Genomic DNA, 17,881 nt, shown 5'->3' with positions numbered 1-17,881 from the left:
ACTCGGGTACTTCGGAACTCCGGTAGCCATCGGTCCGCCGGTGAGGGTCACTGCTGCGCCTCGGCCGCCTGCGCGGCAGGCGAGCTCGCCAGGTACGCGATCGCGCGCTCCGTCGAGCCGTACTGCGAGGGGTGGAACGAGCGGGTGAAGTACGGGCGCACCTCGCCGAGCATCCCGCGCAGGGTGGGCAGCGTGCCCCGTGCGGAAGCTGCCCGCAGCTGCCGCAGCCGCGCCTTGTCCCGGCCACCCAGCTGCGGGTCGTTGCACATCAGGAAGCGCGTACCGCGCACGAACAGCCACAGCATCACCGGTGCCACGATCGACATGGCGCGTGTCCGGCGGGTGTACCGGCCATCGAGGTGGCAAAAGAGGTCGTAGGCCACGCTACGATGCTCGACCTCCTCGGCGCCGTGCCAGCGGAGCAGGTCGAGCATCGTGGGATCGGCGCCCGCGGCGTCCAGGCCGGAGGCGTCGAGTATCCACTGCCCGAGGAACGCGGTGAAGTGCTCGATCGCCGCGATGATCGCCAGGCGCTCGACCAGCCACTCCTCGGCCGCCTTGCCGTGCAGGTCGCGGTCACCGAGCAGGCGCCGGAACATCCATTCGACCTGCCGGGTGAACGGGCTCGCATCGAGCCCGTGCGCGGCGAGGTGGTCGGCCACCCCGCTGTGTGCCTCGGCGTGCAAGGCTTCCTGCCCGATGAACCCCAGGACATCGGTGCGGAGGCGCTCATCGGCGATCAGCGGGAGGGCTTGCTTGAACACCCTGACGAACCACCGCTCCCCTTCCGGGAGCAGCAGGTGCAGGACATTGATGGTGTGCGTGGTCTGGGGATCGCCTGGCACCCAGTGCAGCGGCAGGTTCGACCAGTCGAAACGCACCGCCCTGGGATGCAGCACGAGCTGCTCCTCGCCGGGCTCGACCTCGTTGTCCGCAGCCATACTCGCCTCCCGTCGGCATCCCGCCGTCGGCATCCCGGTACGGATACCGTGCGTGTCACCGGCCGTTCGTGGCCCTCACCGATCCCGCCGTCGATCCTGCCGCCGATGCTGCCGCTGGGCCCACGCTGCCACCTCGCCCGATCACCTGGTACTCGCTGGGATCCACCTTGCGCGTCTTCAGCCAGTACCGCCAGGTGAAACCGGGCCAGATCGTACGGTTCACGCCCTGCGAGTCCAGGTACCAGCTGGTGCAGCCGCCGGTGGTCCACACCCCGTTGCTCAGCTTCCGCTGGATGTCGTTCTGGAACCGCTCCTGGACATCCTTGCGCACGTCCAGCGCAGCCGCATCGTGCGCGTCGGCCAGCCGCACCGCGTCGACCACGTACTTGGCCTGCTGCTCGATCATGAACACGACCGAGTTGTGCCCCAGTGCCGTGTTCGGGCCGAGGAGGAAGAACAGGTTCGGGAAGCCCGCGACGGTGATGCCGTTGTGCGTCTGCATGCCTTCCTCCTGCCACACCTTGGCGAGGTTGCGCCCCTCGGCTCCGGTGATGTCCAGGTAGTCGAACGCATCGGTGACGTGGAAGCCGGTCCCGTAGATCAGCACGTCGGCCGGGTGCTCGACGCCTGCGGTGTCCACCACACTGTGCTCGCGGACCTCGCGCACGCCCTCGGTCACCACGTCGACGTTGTCCCTTGTCAGAGCGGGATAGTAGTCATTGGAGATCAACACCCGCTTGCACCCCATCGTGTAGTCGGGAGTGAGCTTGGCGCGCAGCTGCGGATCGCCGACGTGTTTGCGGATGTGGCGCTTCGCGAGCAGCTCCCCGGCCTTCATCAGCGCCGGGTGCCCGTTGAATCCGACCGCGCGTACCTCGAGCATCCAGTACAGCAGGTAGCGATAGGCCCGCTGCACCGCCGGGACGGACCGGAACAGCGACCTCGTCCATTCCGGCATCGCGTGATCAGGCTTGGGCATGATCCACGGTGGGGTGCGCTGGAAGACGGCCAGCCCGGCGACCTCCGGTGCGATCCGCGGGACGAACTGGATCGCACTGGCACCCGTGCCCACCACGGCGACCCTCTTGCCTTCGAGGTCGACGTCGTGATCCCACCGCGCGGAGTGGAACGTCGGGCCGCGGAACCGCTCGATGCCGGGAAGCTCCGGGATCTGCGGGATGTGCAGTCCCCCGACGCCGGAGACGAGGAACTGCCCGACGTACTCGTCGCCGGTCGTGGAGTACGCGTACCAGCGACCCTCGTCCTCGTCCCAGCGGGCTCCCGCCATCTCGACGCCGAAGTGGATCTTCTCGTAGAGGCCGTGCTTGGCGGCGACGCCGCGGAGGTACTCGAAGATCTCCGGCTGCCCGGAGAACGCCCGGGACCACTCCGGGTTCTGCTCGTAGGAGAACGAGTACATGTGCGACTGGATATCGCACGCGCAGCCGGGATACGAGTTGTCCCTCCAGGTGCCGCCGACCTCGTGCGCCTTCTCCAGGATGATGAAGTCCGTGATTCCCGCTCGGGTGAGCTGGATCGCTTGGCCGAGGCCACCGAAACCCGTCCCCACGATCACGACCTTGGCCTGGGCACGCTGCGCCATGCTCTTCCTCCACGCCATGCTGGGATGCACCCGCCGTCCGGTGTGCTGCCGAAACCGTCCTGACGTTACCATCAGTAACAGTTACCTTTGAGTAGGATGAGCGAGCGGAGGGTCCGTGTCAAGCAGCGACCCGGATCCACACGTCAGGTGATCGTCGCCTGCGAAGTCACCGCGACCGGGCGGGCGATCGGGCGGTAGTCCGCCCGCGGGGTGAATGTCCACGAACGGGCGATACGCACTCGATACCTCGAAATGAGTACCGTCCCACTGGGGTACGATGACGGCGGTGTGTCCAGCGAATGGTCAACCTGACGTGGTATTTCCCACGCAATGGCCGCTCGGGTATGCCAATAATCCACTGTTCACATTAAAGTAGGAGGACCCGGCGACCCCGGGCACTGCGATACGCACTTGAGGCGCGCAGCCTGGCCTGCGCCAATCCGGGGCCGGGTCCAGCGCCATCCGCACGACGACGTGCGCATGCGGCTGCACAGCGAGGTGCGGCCACTCGCCCGCACAGGGTCGGCCCGGGCAACGTGGGCAATCGTCCCGCGGGCCTCACCGACCGACCGGCGAGATCTGGGCATCTCGCGTCTGAAGAGCAGACCACCGCGATTCCCGGCAGAGGCAGCGCCCGCCCACCACGTGGGGCGGGCGCGATAGCGCTGCCTGGACGCACCGACACCATGGGAGGGCGGCTAGACGTGACCCGCCACAACGCAAGCTCACTGAGCGCAGCGCAATCCTCGACGCTGCCCTCTGTCGGGGGCCTGTACGACAAGCAGTACGAGCACGACGCCTGCGGCGTCGCCTTCGTCGCCGACCTCGCCGGTCGCCGCGACAACTCCGTTGTGCGCAAGGCACTGACAGCGCTGCGCAACCTGGAACACCGTGGCGCCCGCGGTGCCGAGGCCGAGACCGGTGACGGTGCCGGGCTGCTGATCCAGATCCCCGATGCGTTCTTCCGCGCGGTCGTCGACTTCGACCTTCCCGAGGCAGGTGGATACGCGGTCGGTACAGCCTTCCTGCCGAGTGCGGAGCGGGAGCGGGACAAGGCCAAGTCCACCATCGAGCGGGTCGCCGCCGAGGAGCACATGCGGGTGATCGGGTGGCGTGACGTGCCGGTCGACACCGACCATGTCGGGCCGACCGCCGCAGGCGTCATGCCCTACTTCGCTCAGGTGTTCCTGGCCCCGAAGGAGTCCGGCGCCGAGACCGCCACCGGGTTGGCGCTCGAGCGGATGGCGTACTGCGTGCGCAAGCGCGCCGAGCACGCCACCGACGTGTACTTCCCCAGCTTGTCCGCGCGCACCATCGTCTACAAGGGCATGCTGACCGAGCCGCAGCTGGACAGGTTCTTCCTCGACCTCGCAGACGAGCGGGTCACCAGCGCGATCGGTCTCGTGCACTCCCGGTTCTCCACCAACACGTTCCCGTCCTGGCCGCTGGCGCACCCGTACCGGTTCGTCGCGCACAACGGCGAGATCAACACTCTGCGCGGCAACAAGAACTGGATGAACGCGCGCGAGTCGATGCTTCGCTCCGAGCTCATTCCCGGTGACCTGGAGCGCATCTACCCGATCATCACACCGGATGCCAGCGACTCGGCCACCTTCGACGAGGTGCTCGAGCTGCTGCACCTCGGCGGCAGGAGCCTGCCGCACGCGGTGCTGATGATGATCCCCGAGGCGTGGGAGAACCACGACGAGATGGACCCGGACCGCCGGGCCTTCTACGAGTTCCACTCCACGCTGATGGAGCCGTGGGACGGGCCTGCCCTGGTCTCGTTCACCGACGGCACCCAGATCGGCGCCGTCCTCGACCGCAACGGGCTGCGCCCTGCGCGCTACTGGGTCACCGAGGACGGCCTCGTTGTCCTGGCCTCCGAGGTCGGCGTCCTCGACCTCGAACCGTCGAGCATCGTGCAGAAGGGCAGGCTCGAGCCCGGCAGGATGTTCCTCGTCGACACCGCCGAGGGGCGGATCATCGACGACGAGGAGATCAAGGGCGAGCTCGTCGCCGAACACCCCTACTCCGAGTGGATCGAGGCTGGTCGGGTACGGATCGACGAGCTGCCGGAGCGCGAGCGCGAGGTGCCGACGCACGGCTCGCTTGTCCGCCGCCAGCAGACCTTCGGCTACACCGAGGAGGAGCTGTCGGTACTGCTCGAGCCCGTTGCCCGTTCCGGGGCCGAGCCGATCGGGTCGATGGGCAACGACTCCCCGCTGGCCCCGTTCTCGGGCCGGTCGCGTCAGATGTTCGACTACTTCACCCAGCTGTTCGCCCAGGTCACCAACCCGCCATTGGACGCGATCCGGGAGGAGATGGTGACCTCGCTCGAGGCCCAGCTGGGCACCGAGCCCAACCTGCTCGAGGCGGGTCCGCAGTCCTGCAGGCGGATCGTGCTGCCGTTCCCCGTGCTGGACAACGACGAGCTGGCCAAGCTCGTGCACGTCAACGACGACGGGGACCTGCCGGAGTTCCAGTCGGCGACCATCGACGGTCGCTACCACGTGCACGGCGGCGGCGAAGCGCTGGTCAAGCGGCTCGAGGAGATCCGGGGTGAGGTCAGCGAAGCGATCGCGGACGGCGCGCGCCTGATCGTGCTGTCCGACCGCGGTGCGGACGCCGACCACGCCCCGATCCCGTCACTGCTGCTGACCGGCGCGGTGCACCACCACCTCGTACGGGAGAAGACCCGCACCCAGGTCGGGCTCGTCGTCGAGTCGGGCGACGCCCGGGAGGTGCACCACATCGCCCTGCTGATCGGTTACGGCGCCGCTGCGGTCAACCCGTACATGGCCATGGCCACCGTCGAGGAGATGGCCGAGCGCGGCCTGATCGAGGGCACCGATGCCAAGCAGGCCACCCGCAACCTCATCAAGGGCCTCGGCAAGGGTGTCCGCAAGACCATGTCCAAGATGGGCGTGTCCACGGTCGCCTCCTACACCGGCGCGCAGATCTTCGAGGCGATCGGCCTCGGCTCCGAGGTCGTCGACTCCTGCTTCACAGGGACCACCTCGCGGATCGGCGGTGTGGACTTCGACGTCATCGCCGAGGAGGTCGCCCAGCGGCACCGCACGGCCTTCCCGGCCGACGGTGTGCGCCCGCACCACCGCGAGCTCGAGTTCGGCGGTGACTACCAGTGGCGTCGCGAAGGTGAGCCGCACCTGTTCAACCCGCACACCGTGTTCAAGCTCCAGCACTCCACACGGTCCGGCCAGTACGACATCTTCCGCGAGTACACCCGCGGCGTGGACGACCAGGCCGAGGAGCTGATGACGCTGCGCGGCCTGTTCTCCTTCCGGGAGGGCGAGCGCGAGCCGGTTCCGATCGAGGAGGTGGAGCCGGTCTCGGAGATCGTCAAACGGTTCTCCACCGGCGCGATCTCCTACGGCTCGATCTCCCAGGAGATGCACGAGACCCTGGCGATCGCCATGAACCGCCTCGGCGGCAAGTCCAACACCGGCGAGGGCGGCGAGGACGCCGACCGGCTCTACGACCCGGAGCGCCGTTCGGCCATCAAGCAGGTCGCCAGCGGCCGGTTCGGGGTGACGAGCGAGTACCTGGTCAACTCCGACGACATCCAGATCAAGATGGCCCAGGGCGCCAAGCCGGGCGAGGGTGGCCAGCTGCCCGGCACCAAGGTCTACCCGTGGATCGCCAAGACCCGGCACTCCACGGCGGGCGTCGGCCTGATCTCGCCCCCGCCGCACCACGACATCTACTCGATCGAGGATCTCGCGCAGCTGATCCACGATCTGAAGAACTCCAACCCGGACGCGAGGATCCACGTCAAGCTGGTCTCCGAGGTCGGGGTCGGAACCGTCGCGGCCGGTGTCTCCAAGGCGCACGCCGACGTGGTGCTCATCTCCGGTCACGACGGCGGCACCGGTGCCTCTCCCCTGTCGTCGATCAAGCACGCGGGCGCGCCGTGGGAGCTGGGGCTGGCCGAGACACAGCAGACCCTGCTGGCCAACCGGCTGCGTGACCGCATCGTGGTGCAGACCGACGGCCAGCTGAAGACGGGTCGCGACGTCATGATCGCCGCCCTGCTCGGCGCCGAGGAGTTCGGTTTCGCGACGGCCCCGCTGATCGTGTCCGGCTGCATCATGATGCGCGTCTGCCACCTCGACACCTGCCCGGTCGGGGTCGCCACGCAGAACCCGACCCTTCGGGAGAAGTTCTCCGGCAAGGCGGACTACATCGTGAACTTCTTCCAGTTCATCGCGCAGGAGGTTCGCGAGTACCTGGCGGCACTCGGGTTCCGCTCGCTGGACGAGGCGATCGGGCACGCCGAGATGATCGACACCCGCAAGGCGATCGAGCACTGGAAGGCCGAGGGACTGGATCTCTCGCCGATCCTGCACGTGCCCGAGCTGGAGCCGCGTGCGGCCCGCCACCAGGTGGTCGAGCAGGACCACGGCCTGGACAAGGCACTGGACAACACGCTGATCCAGCTGGCGGAAGGCGCGCTGTCCTCCGGCGACAGGGTGCGGCTCGACCTGCCGGTGCGTAACGTCAATCGCACCGTCGGCACGATGCTCGGCTCCGAGCTCACCAAGCGCTGGGGCGGCGAGGGTCTGCCCGACGACACGATCGACGTCACCTTCACCGGTACGGCGGGCCAGTCCTTCGGTGCCTTCATCCCACGGGGCATCACCCTGCGGCTGGTCGGGGATGCCAACGACTACGTCGGCAAGGGCCTGTCCGGGGGCCGCATCGTCGTGCGACCGCATCCGGACGCGCCGTTCGCAGCCGAGCACAACCTCGTCGCCGGCAACGTCATCGGTTACGGCGCCACGGGCGGCGAGATCTACCTGCGTGGCAAGGTCGGCGAGCGGTTCTGCGTGCGCAACTCGGGCGCGACCGCCGTCGTGGAGCACGTCGGCGACCACGGGTGCGAGTACATGACCGGCGGCAGGGTCGTCGTTCTCGGCGGGATCGGCCGCAACTTCGCCGCCGGGATGTCCGGTGGCATCGCGTACGTGCTCGACCTGCCGCACCACCGGGTCAACACCGAGATGGTCGACCTCGACCCGTTGGACGAGGAGGACCTCGAGTTCCTCAAGGGCGCTGTCGAGCGCCACTACGCCGAGACGTCCTCGGAGGTGGCACGGTCGCTGCTCACCGACTGGGACGCCGCCGTCGAGCGGTTCGGCAAGGTAATGCCCAAGGACTTCAAGCGTGTCCTGCAGGCACGCGAAGCCGCGGTCCGCGAAGGCCGCAGTATCGACGAGGCAGTGATGGAGGCCGCACATGGCTGACCCGAAGGGCTTTCTCACCACCCGGCGCGAGGCCGCCAAGCCGCGTCCCGTCGACCTGCGGTTGATGGACTGGCGAGAGGTCTACGACGAGTTCGGCAACAACAAGCTCCAGGAGCAGGCCGGGCGCTGCATGGACTGCGGCATCCCGTTCTGTCACGAGGGCTGCCCGCTGGGCAACCTCATCCCGGACTGGAACACGCTGGTCTGGCGGCAGGACTGGGCCGATGCGATCGAGCGCCTGCACGCGACGAACAACTTCCCGGAGTTCACGGGGACGTTGTGCCCCGCACCGTGCGAGGCCGCCTGCGTGCTCGCCATCAACGACGACCCGGTGACGATCAAGCAGGTCGAGATCTCCATCATCGACAAGGCCTGGCAGGAAGGCTGGGTCAAGCCGCAGCCGCCGGTCACCAAGACCGGCAAGAAGGTCGCTGTGGTCGGTTCGGGCCCCGCGGGGCTCGCCGCCGCGCAGCAGCTCACCCGGGCCGGTCACGATGTCGTTGTCTACGAGCGCGCCGACGCTGCCGGAGGGCTCCTCCGGTACGGCATCCCCGCGTTCAAGATGGAGAAGTGGCGGCTGGATCGCCGGATCGAGCAGATGCGCGCGGAGGGCACCGAGTTCCGTACCGGGGTCGATGTCGGCGTCGACGTCACAGCCGAGCAGCTGCGTGCCGACTACGACTCCGTCGTGCTGACCGGCGGCGCGACCGCGTGGCGCGACCTGCCCGTTCCCGGCCGCGAGCTGGAGGGTGTCTACCAGGCGATGGAGTACCTTCCGCCCGCCAACCGGGTGGCCAGCGGCGAGCTGGACGCATCGCCCATCGACGCCAACGGCAAGGACGTGATCATCATCGGCGGTGGTGACACCGGCGCGGACTGCCTCGGTACAGCCCACCGTCAGGGGGCACGCTCGGTCACCCAGCTCGAGATCATGCCGGAGCCTCCGGAGTCACGTCCGGAGACCCAGCCGTGGCCGACCTACCCGATGGTCTACCGGACCTCGTCGGCGCACGCAGAGGGTGGCGAGCGCGTCTTCTCGGTGAACACGCAGGAGTTCCTGGGTGACGAGGACGGCAAGCTGCGTGCCCTCAAGATCGTGGAGGTCGAGCGTTCCGGCGGCGGGTTCGTCCCCGTCGAGGGAACCGAACGCGAACTGCCCGCACAGCTGGTCACCCTCGCGATGGGCTTCGTGGGTCCGGAGAAGGGCGCGCTGCTGTCCGACCTCGAGGTGGATCTCGACGAGCGTGGCAACGTCGCACGCGGGAACGACTACCAGACCAGCGTCGAGGGCGTGTTCAGCGCGGGCGACATGGGACGCGGCCAGTCGCTCATCGTCTGGGCGATCGCGGAAGGGCGCGCGGCAGCCGCGGGCGTGGACGCCTACCTCACCGGAAGGGACGTGCTGCCCGCTCCCGTCAAGCCGACCGACCGCCCCATCTCCTGACGCGGTCACGTACACGAAAGCTGCGGCCTACCGTCAGCGTCGCCGGTAGGCCGCTCCCACCCGGAAGTCACGGAGCCTGCGGGGCCGTCGCGCAGTGCCGGCGCACGACCATCACGGGGCACTCCGCGTGGTGCACGAGTGCCTGGCTCGTCGAACCGAGCAACATGCCCCGGAACCCGCCCCGTCCGCGGCACCCCACGACGATGAGGTCGGCGGCGGCGCTCCACTCGAGCAGGCGCTGTCGAGGCTTCGCGCGCACCAGGTCCCGTTCGACGGGCACGTCCGGGTAACGTTCGGACCATCCCGCCAGCCGTTCGGCGAGCACCCGGTGTTCCGCTTCGGCGAGCGGCTCCCATTCGAACGTCACACGTGACTCGCTGAACAGCTCCTCCGGATCGGAGTCGTTCCACGCGTGCACGGCCACGAGCCTGGCCTCCCGGAATGCGGCCTGCTCGAACGCGCAACCGAGAGCGTCATCGCTGAGGTCGCTGCCGTCGACCCCGACAACGACGACGCCGGTCGGCGAGCGTTCCGCCGGGCCACGCACCGTGACCACCGGGCAGTGCGCGTGCGCCGCGAGAGCGATCGTCGTCGAGCCGAGCAGCGCTCCGGTGAACGCTCCCCTTCCGGACTCGCCGAGTACGACACACCGGGCGTGCGTCGACTGGTCGATCAGCGTCACCACCGGCGAGTCCGTCAACGACTCGGCCTGGATGGGCACCTCCGGCGCGGTACTCGCGGCCAGCTCACGTGCCTCGGCGAGTACCGCATCGCCGTCGCGTTCGAGGAGGTGGAACAGCTCGGTGGACGGCGAGATCGCCCCTCCGGGAAAGAAGTCCGGAACGCCGATGGCGTGCACGATGTGCAAGGGCGCGTGATGGCTGCGCGCCTCGTGCGCGGCCCAGCGCACCGCACGCCCTGCCGCCTCGGAGCCGTCCACGCCCACCACGACCGGTCCCGGGCGGGCGTGCTCGGGGCCGTACTCGGACCTGTCCACCGGCCGCCTCCAGCGATCGCGACGAGCTGCTGCTCGGGAGGGATTCTTCCAGAGCCACCATGGACCGCAAAACGGCACGGACGTACCGTTTCGCCTGCTCACCGGCCCGCAACGGCGGCGCGCTCCGCTCGGCCCGACCCCTGGGCACGCCTCGTGCTCCGGTGCGGCCACGTCGAGTCGTCGTGCAGTCGACGGGAGATCTCCGGCCGCACCGGAGCGCGCGGCCGCGGACACGTGATACGTCCGGAATCGGGGTGCACTAGGCTGTATCGACGGCTCTCGACATCGTGTGGCGCGTGAGCACCGTGCCGTGACCGCGGGGGACGAGTGTTGGTGTGCCTCGCGCTGGGAGGGAGGACTCGTACGGATGCTGGGCGAGCCCGACGACGCGACCGCGGACTCGCGGCAGCCCCCGGTCCGGTGGCGCGCCAGGGTGTTGCCGGTGATCGCAGGTGCCGTGTGGATTCTCGGCGCCGTGTACCTCCTGGACGTGTTCACCTCATCCCAGCAGCTACGGCCTGCCGTGTCCGTCGCAGGGGTCGATGTGGGCGGGCTCGGCAAGGAGGCCGCTGCCGAGACGTTACGCGAGCGACTCCAGCCGAATCTCGAGGATCCGGCCCGCGTGCGGGCAGGCGGCTCGGACCTGACGATCGACGCCGAGCGGGTCGGCGTCACCGGCGACTGGGAGGCCACGGTCGACGAGGCCGCCGCGCGGCCGTCCTCCCCCGCAGCCTGGTTGACCTCCCTGTTCACGCGGCGAGACGTCGATCCCGTGGTGACCGGCGACGACTCGGCACTCGCCGACGTGCTGGCCACGCTGCGCGACGAGGTCGAGCGCGAGCGTGTCGAGGGCGACATCGAGTTCGACGGTGCCAAGCCGAAGGCAGTACTCCCCGTCTCCGGGCAGGAGCTGGACCTCGACGCGGCCGTGCGGACCGTGTTCGACGAGTGGGTGCACGGCGAGGTCATCGCGCTGCCTGTCGACGAGCAGCCGACGCTGGCCACGGCCGAAGGCGTGCGCACGGCCCTGACCGAGGTCGCGCGGCCGGCCGTGGCCGGGGCCGTGGACCTGGTGGGTGACGGCCACGCCGTCACCCTGGAGCCCGCCGAGATCGCGCTCCTGCTGTCGTTCGAGCCGGACGGTGACGGAGGTCTCGCCGCCGACGTCGCGGCGGAGGACCTCGACAGCGTGACCGGTACCGAGCTCGCCGAGACGGAACAGGAGAGCCGGAACGCGACCATGAGCTTCGACGACGACACGCCTACCGTCGAACCCTCCGTCGACGGGCAGCGCATCGACTGGCCGGAAACCGCGGACGCCCTGCTCGCCACACTGCCCACCGACGGGCGCGAGGTCGAGGTCGTCTACCGGGACGAACCGGCCGAGGTGACCACCAGTGAGGCCGCCGAGCTCGGCATCGAGGAAGTCGTCGGCGAGTTCTCCACGGGCGGTTTCGCCCCGGACTCGGGCGTCAACATCCGCACCGTCGCCGAGGAGGTGAACGGCGTGATCATCCCACCGGGTGAGTCGTTCAGCCTCAACGAGTTCACCGGGCCGCGCGGCACCGACGAGGGTTACGTCTCGGCCGGGATCATCGAGCAAGGTCAGCCGTCCAGGGCCGTCGGCGGCGGTATCTCCCAGTTCGCCACGACCCTGTACAACGCGGCCTACTTCGCCGCCATGACCGACGTGGAGCACACCGAGCACAGCTACTACATCAGCAGGTACCCCGTCGCCAGGGAAGCCACTGTGTACCAGAATCCCGACGGCACCAGCGTGATCGACCTCGAGTTCCGCAACGAGCACCCGACTGGCGTCGCGATCGAGACGGAGTGGACACCGCAAGAGATCACGGTCCGCATCTGGGGCACCGAGCACTACGAGGTGGAGTCGGTTACCGGCCCGAAAACGAACTTCACCAGCCCGACGGTCCGCACGATCCCGCACGGCGAGGAGTGCAGCCCGAGCAACGGCTCACGGGGATTCACCGCCACGGACACCCGCATCATCCGTGATCTCGACGGCAATGAGGTGGACCGGGAGGAACGCACGGTCGTCTACAACCCGCAGCCCACCGTGCGCTGCGCGCCGCCACCGGAGCCCTCGCCGACACCCACTCGCGAGCCGGATGACGACTCCGATGGCGGCAACGGTGGCGACGGCGACAGTGACGACGGTGACAGTGACGACGGCGACAGCGCCGACGGCGGTGACGGTGACGACGGTGACGGCGGCGGGAACGCCGACGACGGCGAAGACGGTGAGGCCGGTGCCGGTGGCGGTGACGGTGCCGGCGGTGGCGACGGAAGCGACTGACAGTTCCTCAGGGGCCGGCCGACACGCCCGTCACGGGGTACTCGGCAGCTGCACGGTCACCGACAGCCCGCCGCCGACGACGGGCTCGGCCACCACACTGCCGTGGTGAGCATCGACGGCGGCCCGCACGATCGACAGGCCCAGCCCGGAGCTGCCCCGGCCGGTGCGTGCCACTCCCCCACGCCGGAACGGCTCGAACAGCTCCGATACCGCCTGGGGGTCGATCAGCGGCCCGGACGAGCGCACCGTCAACGACGACATCCTCGACTCGGCCGTGGTCCGCACCGATATCCATCCACCGGCAACGTTGTGCCGGACCGCGTTCTCCATCAGGTTGCCTGCCACACGCTCGAGCAACGCCGGGTCCCCCACGGCCGGAGCGGCAGGCGTGTCGAAGTCGACACGCAGCCCACGATTCTCGCCCTCGTCCCGTACGGCGTCCCACGCGGTGCGCGCCACCGCGGCCAGGTCGACCGGTTCGCGCACAGCCAGCTCCGCGCCGTCCGTCCGGGCCAGCAGCAGCAATGCCCCGACAAGCTGTTCGGCACGCTGGCTCGCCGAGCGCACCACCTCAGCCATCCTGCGTAGCTCGGCGTTGTCGGCGTTCTCATCCGCCAGCGTCACATCCAGCTCCGTACGCATCACCGTCAGCGGCGTGCGGAGCTCGTGACTGGCGTTGGCGACGAACCGGCGCTGCGCGTCGAACGTCTCCTCGAGCCGGTCCAGCATCTGGTCGATCGTCTCGGCCAGCTCGGCCAGCTCGTCGCGGGGCCGAACAGGCCCGATACGTTCGTTCATCGACTCCGCGGACAACCGTTGCGCCGTGCTCGCGATCTCGCGCAGCGGCCGCAACACATGCGCCGTCAGCGCCCAGGCGAGGATCCCCGCCGCGAGTACCACGCACGAGAACGCGGCGGCACCGACCAGCAGCACCCGGGATCGCGCCTGGTCACGCAAATACTCGGCCAGCGCCGCGGCCTCGACATCGACCCCGTCGACGCGCACGATCGTGCCCGGCGGCATCTGCGGGACCGCGGCGACCGACTCGCTCACCAGCCGCCACGCGAGCACCAGCAGCACGGCGCTGATCGCGGCCGCCAGCAGCACCGACAGCACGGTGATACGAGCCCGTAGCCCTCGCACGGGAAGGAGCGTGCGCCCTCTGGTCACTGTGCGTCCCACGTCGGCGCCGGATGAGTCAGTTCCCTGTGACAGTAACGTCCTGGTCGGCTTCCGGAACGCGGTACCCGGATCCCACGACGGTCTCGATGATGCCGGGCTCACCCAGCTTCTTCCGCAGCGTCATCACCGTCACGCGAACCGTGGTCGTGAACGGGTCGGCATGCTCATCCCAGACGCGTTCGAGTAGTTCCTCGCTGCTGACAACCGATCCCGCCGCCGAAAGCAGCACCTCGAGGACGCCGAACTCCTTGCGAGTCAGCTCGATGGGGCCGCTGTCGCGTACGACGGTGCGCCTCGCCGGGTCGAGGCGCACGTCCCCCGCCTGCAGCACGGGAGGCGTCGCCGGGGTCGACCGGCGAGCCAGCGCCCGCACCCTGGCGATCAGCTCGGCGAAGGCGAACGGTTTCGCCAGGTAGTCATCCGCCCCGAGGGACAGCCCGTCCACGCGGTCCTCGACCGTTCCACTCGCCGTGAGCATCAGGATCCTGGTCAGCTCGCCTGAGCCGGCGATCTCCTCACACAGTGAGTCACCGGACATACCAGGCAGATCACGATCAAGCACCACGACGTCGTAGCGAGTGATCGTCGCCTTCTCGTGCGCGTCATCGCCGTTGAACGCGACGTCGACAGCCATCCCTTCGCGACGCAGTCCCCGAGCCACGGCCTCCGCCAGTGGCTCCTCGTCTTCGACTACCAGAACTCGCACGTCACCAGCGTGCCATACCTTCCTGAGAGGGAGGTGAGCTGTCCTGAGAGGGAGATGAGCTGTCGAGCTCGGCATCGACCGCAGTCTCCCGCGAGCCGAACCGGTCGACCACCCATTCGGTGACCCTGCGCGCGACGTGCTGGGCGGTGAGGCCGAACGACGCCAACAGTTCGGACCGCGACGCGTGCTCGTGGTACTCCTGCGGTATCCCGAGGTCGCGTACCGGCACATCGCATTCCGCATCCCGCAGCGCGCCGGCCAGCGCGGAGCCGAACCCACCGTGCCTGCCGCTGTCCTCGACGGTCACGACGAGGCGATGCGCGCGGGCAAGGTCCACGACATCGCCGGAGACCGGCAGGATCCATCGCGGGTCCACGACCGTCACCCCGATGCCCTGCGCGGAGAGCTTGTCCGCCGCCGCGAGACCCAGCTCGGCGAACGCCCCGACCGTCACAAGCAACACGTCGCCGGCTCCTGCGCCCTCGGGCTCGCGCAGCACGTCGGCCGTACCGGCGCGGCGGGCCGCAGGCACCTCGGCGGAAACGCTGCCCTTGCAGTAGCGCAGCGCGGTCGGTCCGTCCGACACGGCGACCGCCTCGCGCAGCTCCTCGCGCAGGGTTGCCGCGTCACGCGGCGCCGCGACGGCCATTCCGGGCACGGTGCCCAGCAACGACAGGTCCCACATCCCGTGGTGGCTCGGCCCGTCCGGGCCGGTGATCCCCGCCCTGTCCAGCACGAACGTCACCGGCTGGTGGTGCAGCCCGACATCGAGCAGCATCTGGTCGAACGCCCGGTTGAGGAACGTGGAGTAGACCGCCACGACCGGGTGCATACCTCCCATGGCGAGGCCGCTCGCGGAGGTCACCGCATGTTGTTCGGCGATTCCCACGTCGAAGACACGCTCCGGGTACCGGGCGGACATCTTGTGCAACCCGGTCGAGTGCAGCATGGCCGCGGTGATACCCACGACGTCCGGACGCTCGTCGGCGACCTCGACGAGCGCGTCACCGAACACCGATGTCCAGCTCGTGCCCTTGGCGGGGGGCGCGCCGGTGTTCGGGTCGATCGCATCCGTCTGATGCATCTGGTCGGTCTCGTCGTTCACCGCCGGCGGGTACCCGTAGCCCTTCTGCGTGACCGCGTGCACGACGACCGGCCCCCCGAACGCCTTGGCCTTGGCCATTGCCGCTTCCATCGCAGCGAGGTCGTGGCCGTCCACCGGGCCGATGTACTTCAACCCCAGGTCGGAGAACAGCGCCTGCGGGCTCAGTGCGTCCTTCAGACCGGCCTTGGCCGCGTGCGCGAACGCGTACAGCGGCCTACCCACCACCGGCGTGCGCTGCAACAGCTCCTTGCCGCTCTCCAGGAGGGTCTCGTAGCCGGGCCGCAGCCGCAGTGCGGCCAGCCGCTCGGCGATGCCTCCGATGGTCGGCAGGTACGAGCGCCCGTTGTCGTTGACGACGATCACCAGCGGCCGGTTGGACGCGGCGATGTTGTTCAGCGCTTCCCAGCACATGCCGCCGGTCAACGCCCCGTCCCCGACCACGGCGACGACGCTACGCCCGCCGCCGGTGAGCTCGAACGCCTTCGACAGCCCGTCCGCGTAGGACAGCGCGGTCGACGCGTGGCTGTTCTCGACGAGGTCGTGCTCGCTCTCGTCGCGTGCCGGGTACCCCGCGACGCCGCCCCGCTGCCTGAGGCCGTCGAACCCGTCCTGCCTGCCCGTTACGAGCTTGTGCACGTAGCTCTGGTGCCCCACGTCGAAGACGACGGCATCGCGCGGGGAGTCGAACACCCGGTGCAACGCCAACGTCAGTTCGACCACTCCGAGGTTGGGTCCGAGGTGACCGCCTGTCTTACGTACCTTCTCCACGAGAAACGCGCGGATCTCGGCCGCCAGCGCCACCAGCTCGTGCTGGTTCATCCGCTTCACGTCGTCCGGCCCTTGCACCGTACTCAGCAACGCCACGGCTCCACCTCGCTTCGTTCACCGATCTCGCCCCGCCCCGGAAGGCTTGTCTCAGAAGTCGGGTCATGCACGACCGAGCGCGAGCCGTGTTCAACCCACCCGAACAACGAACATCCCCCAGTCTAGTGGGAAGTGCTGCCGTCCCTGTCCATCGCGGCCTACCGGGTCGTCAGCAGCGCGACACACTCCACGTGATGCGTCATGGGGAACGCGTCGAACGCGCGGAGCTCACACAGGTGGTAGCCGGCATCGGCGAACGTGGCGAGGTCGCGGGCCAGCGCGGCGGGATCGCAGGAGACGTAGACCACACGACGTGCCCCGGCGCAGGCGATCGACCGCACCACGCGGCTGCCCGCGCCCTTGCGCGGCGGGTCGAGTACGACCACCTCGGGCGCGCGTGCGGGGTGCGCGGCGATGACCCGGTGTACGGCGCCGCGCCTCCAGCGCACCTGCGGCAGGTCGGCCAGGTTGCGCCGCCCGGCCTCAACCGCGCCGCGTGCGCTCTCCACCGCGAGCACACTGCCCGACGGGCCGACCTGCTCGGCGAGTACCGCGGCGAACAGGCCGACACCGGCGTAGAGGTCCCAGGTGTGCGCTCCCGCCGGTGCCCCGGCCCACTCCCCGACCACAGTGGCGAGCGCCTCGGCGGCATGGGGGTGGACCTGCCAGAACCCGTGCGCGTCGACGCGCCACTCCCGCCCGGCGGCACGCTCGTGCGCGGTGCCCCCGCGTACCTGCCGCGCCCGCGCACGCTCGCCGGCTCCCTCGTACGCGCTGATGTGTGTCTCGCCCGTGGAGTCCCTGGTCACCGCGACCTCGGTGCCCGGTCGCCAGCGCTGTCCGAGCACCTCGTCCACGGAGCCGGGCACGGCGATCCGGCATCCGTGCTCCTCGACCGGCACCACGCGGTGGCTGCGGTGTGCACGGAAACCGAGCCTGCCGTCGGAGCCCGCCACGAGCCGGAGCCTGCTGCGCCACCCGAGTGTCCCGCCCGGCAGCGCCTCGACTTCGACGTCGCGGTCGATCCCGGCGAGCCTGCCGAGCTGCTCGCGCACCACGTCGGCCTTGAGACGCCGTTGCGTCGGCGCGTCCGCATGCTGCCAGTCACACCCGCCGCACCCGGCGGGGACAGCCAGCGGGCACGGCGGCTGCACGCGCCCCTGTGCCGCGCGCACGACCTCGACCGCCTCGGCACGGCAGAACGACCCGCCGCGGTCCTCGGTGACCTCCGCGATCACCAGCTCGCCCGGAAGCGCGTGCCGTACGAACACGACCCGCCCCTCGAAGCGCCCCACGCAGTGGCCGCCGTGCGCCACGGCGTCCACCTCGAGCTCGAGGCGCTGCCCCGTCCAGTCGCCGCTCAACCGTTCACTCTCTCTCCGCCGTCCGACCGGGCCCCATACTCGTAGCGACACCCGTAGCGTGCACGGCAGGCAACTGTGCTGTTGCGGGAGG

The 17,881-nt window shown here is 69.4% G+C and carries 10 protein-coding genes; 3 read left to right on the top strand and 7 right to left on the bottom strand.

Going from position 1 to position 17,881, the window contains the following annotated elements:
• Positions 1-47: 47 nt before the first annotated feature.
• Together CHB84_RS10530 and CHB84_RS10525 are read right to left on the bottom strand one after the other, a co-directional pair.
• Complete coding sequence (locus tag CHB84_RS10530) at positions 48-941, bottom strand: metal-dependent hydrolase (RefSeq protein WP_089301364.1); 894 nt, start codon at positions 939-941, stop codon at positions 48-50.
• A 55-nt stretch (positions 942-996) separates the two neighbouring features.
• Positions 997-2,544, bottom strand: coding sequence for a flavin-containing monooxygenase (locus CHB84_RS10525; RefSeq protein WP_089301363.1), 1,548 nt, complete (start codon positions 2,542-2,544; stop codon positions 997-999).
• Between the two features lie 686 nt (positions 2,545-3,230).
• Between CHB84_RS10525 and gltB the strand changes: the two genes are divergently transcribed.
• Together gltB and CHB84_RS10515 are read left to right on the top strand one after the other, a co-directional pair.
• A complete protein-coding gene (gene gltB, locus CHB84_RS10520; protein ID WP_089301362.1) occupies positions 3,231-7,811 on the top strand; it encodes a glutamate synthase large subunit in 4,581 nt (1,526 codons plus the stop codon).
• On the top strand, positions 7,804-9,255 hold the full coding sequence (locus CHB84_RS10515; RefSeq protein ID WP_089301361.1) for a glutamate synthase subunit beta: 1,452 nt from the start codon (positions 7,804-7,806) through the stop codon (positions 9,253-9,255). The genes gltB and CHB84_RS10515 overlap by 8 nt, the downstream gene beginning before the upstream one ends.
• 67 nt (positions 9,256-9,322) lie before the next feature.
• Here CHB84_RS10515 and CHB84_RS10510 read toward each other — a convergent pair whose 3' ends face one another.
• The gene (locus CHB84_RS10510; protein WP_089301360.1) at positions 9,323-10,252 is read right to left on the bottom strand and encodes a universal stress protein; all 930 of its coding nucleotides are present in this window, start codon (positions 10,250-10,252) and stop codon (positions 9,323-9,325) included.
• A gap of 367 nt (positions 10,253-10,619) precedes the next feature.
• Here CHB84_RS10510 and CHB84_RS10505 point away from each other — a divergent pair, with 367 nt between their 5' ends.
• Complete coding sequence (locus CHB84_RS10505) at positions 10,620-12,569, top strand: VanW family protein (RefSeq protein WP_245818667.1); 1,950 nt, start codon at positions 10,620-10,622, stop codon at positions 12,567-12,569.
• Between the two features lie 30 nt (positions 12,570-12,599).
• Here the strand turns inward: CHB84_RS10505 and CHB84_RS10500 are convergent, their stop codons facing one another.
• From CHB84_RS10500 to CHB84_RS10485, 4 genes are all read right to left on the bottom strand, one after another.
• Complete coding sequence (locus CHB84_RS10500) at positions 12,600-13,712, bottom strand: sensor histidine kinase (protein ID WP_245818666.1); 1,113 nt, start codon at positions 13,710-13,712, stop codon at positions 12,600-12,602.
• 55 nt (positions 13,713-13,767) lie between these two features.
• Positions 13,768-14,457 (bottom strand): response regulator transcription factor, encoded by a 690-nt coding sequence (locus CHB84_RS10495; RefSeq protein ID WP_176439899.1) that lies wholly within the window; start codon positions 14,455-14,457, stop codon positions 13,768-13,770.
• 1 nt (position 14,458) lies between these two features.
• Positions 14,459-16,426, bottom strand: coding sequence for a 1-deoxy-D-xylulose-5-phosphate synthase (gene dxs, locus CHB84_RS10490; RefSeq protein ID WP_089301358.1), 1,968 nt, complete (start codon positions 16,424-16,426; stop codon positions 14,459-14,461).
• A gap of 158 nt (positions 16,427-16,584) precedes the next feature.
• A complete protein-coding gene (locus CHB84_RS10485) occupies positions 16,585-17,790 on the bottom strand; it encodes a class I SAM-dependent RNA methyltransferase (protein ID WP_089301357.1) in 1,206 nt (401 codons plus the stop codon).
• Between the last annotated feature and the right edge of the window lie 91 nt (positions 17,791-17,881).

This window comes from Haloechinothrix alba (genome assembly GCF_900188115.1).
GTDB classification, from domain to species: Bacteria; Actinomycetota; Actinomycetes; order Mycobacteriales; family Pseudonocardiaceae; genus Haloechinothrix; species Haloechinothrix alba.
Note: the sequence above shows the minus strand (reverse complement) of the source record. Positions and strands in the feature narration are given on the sequence as shown.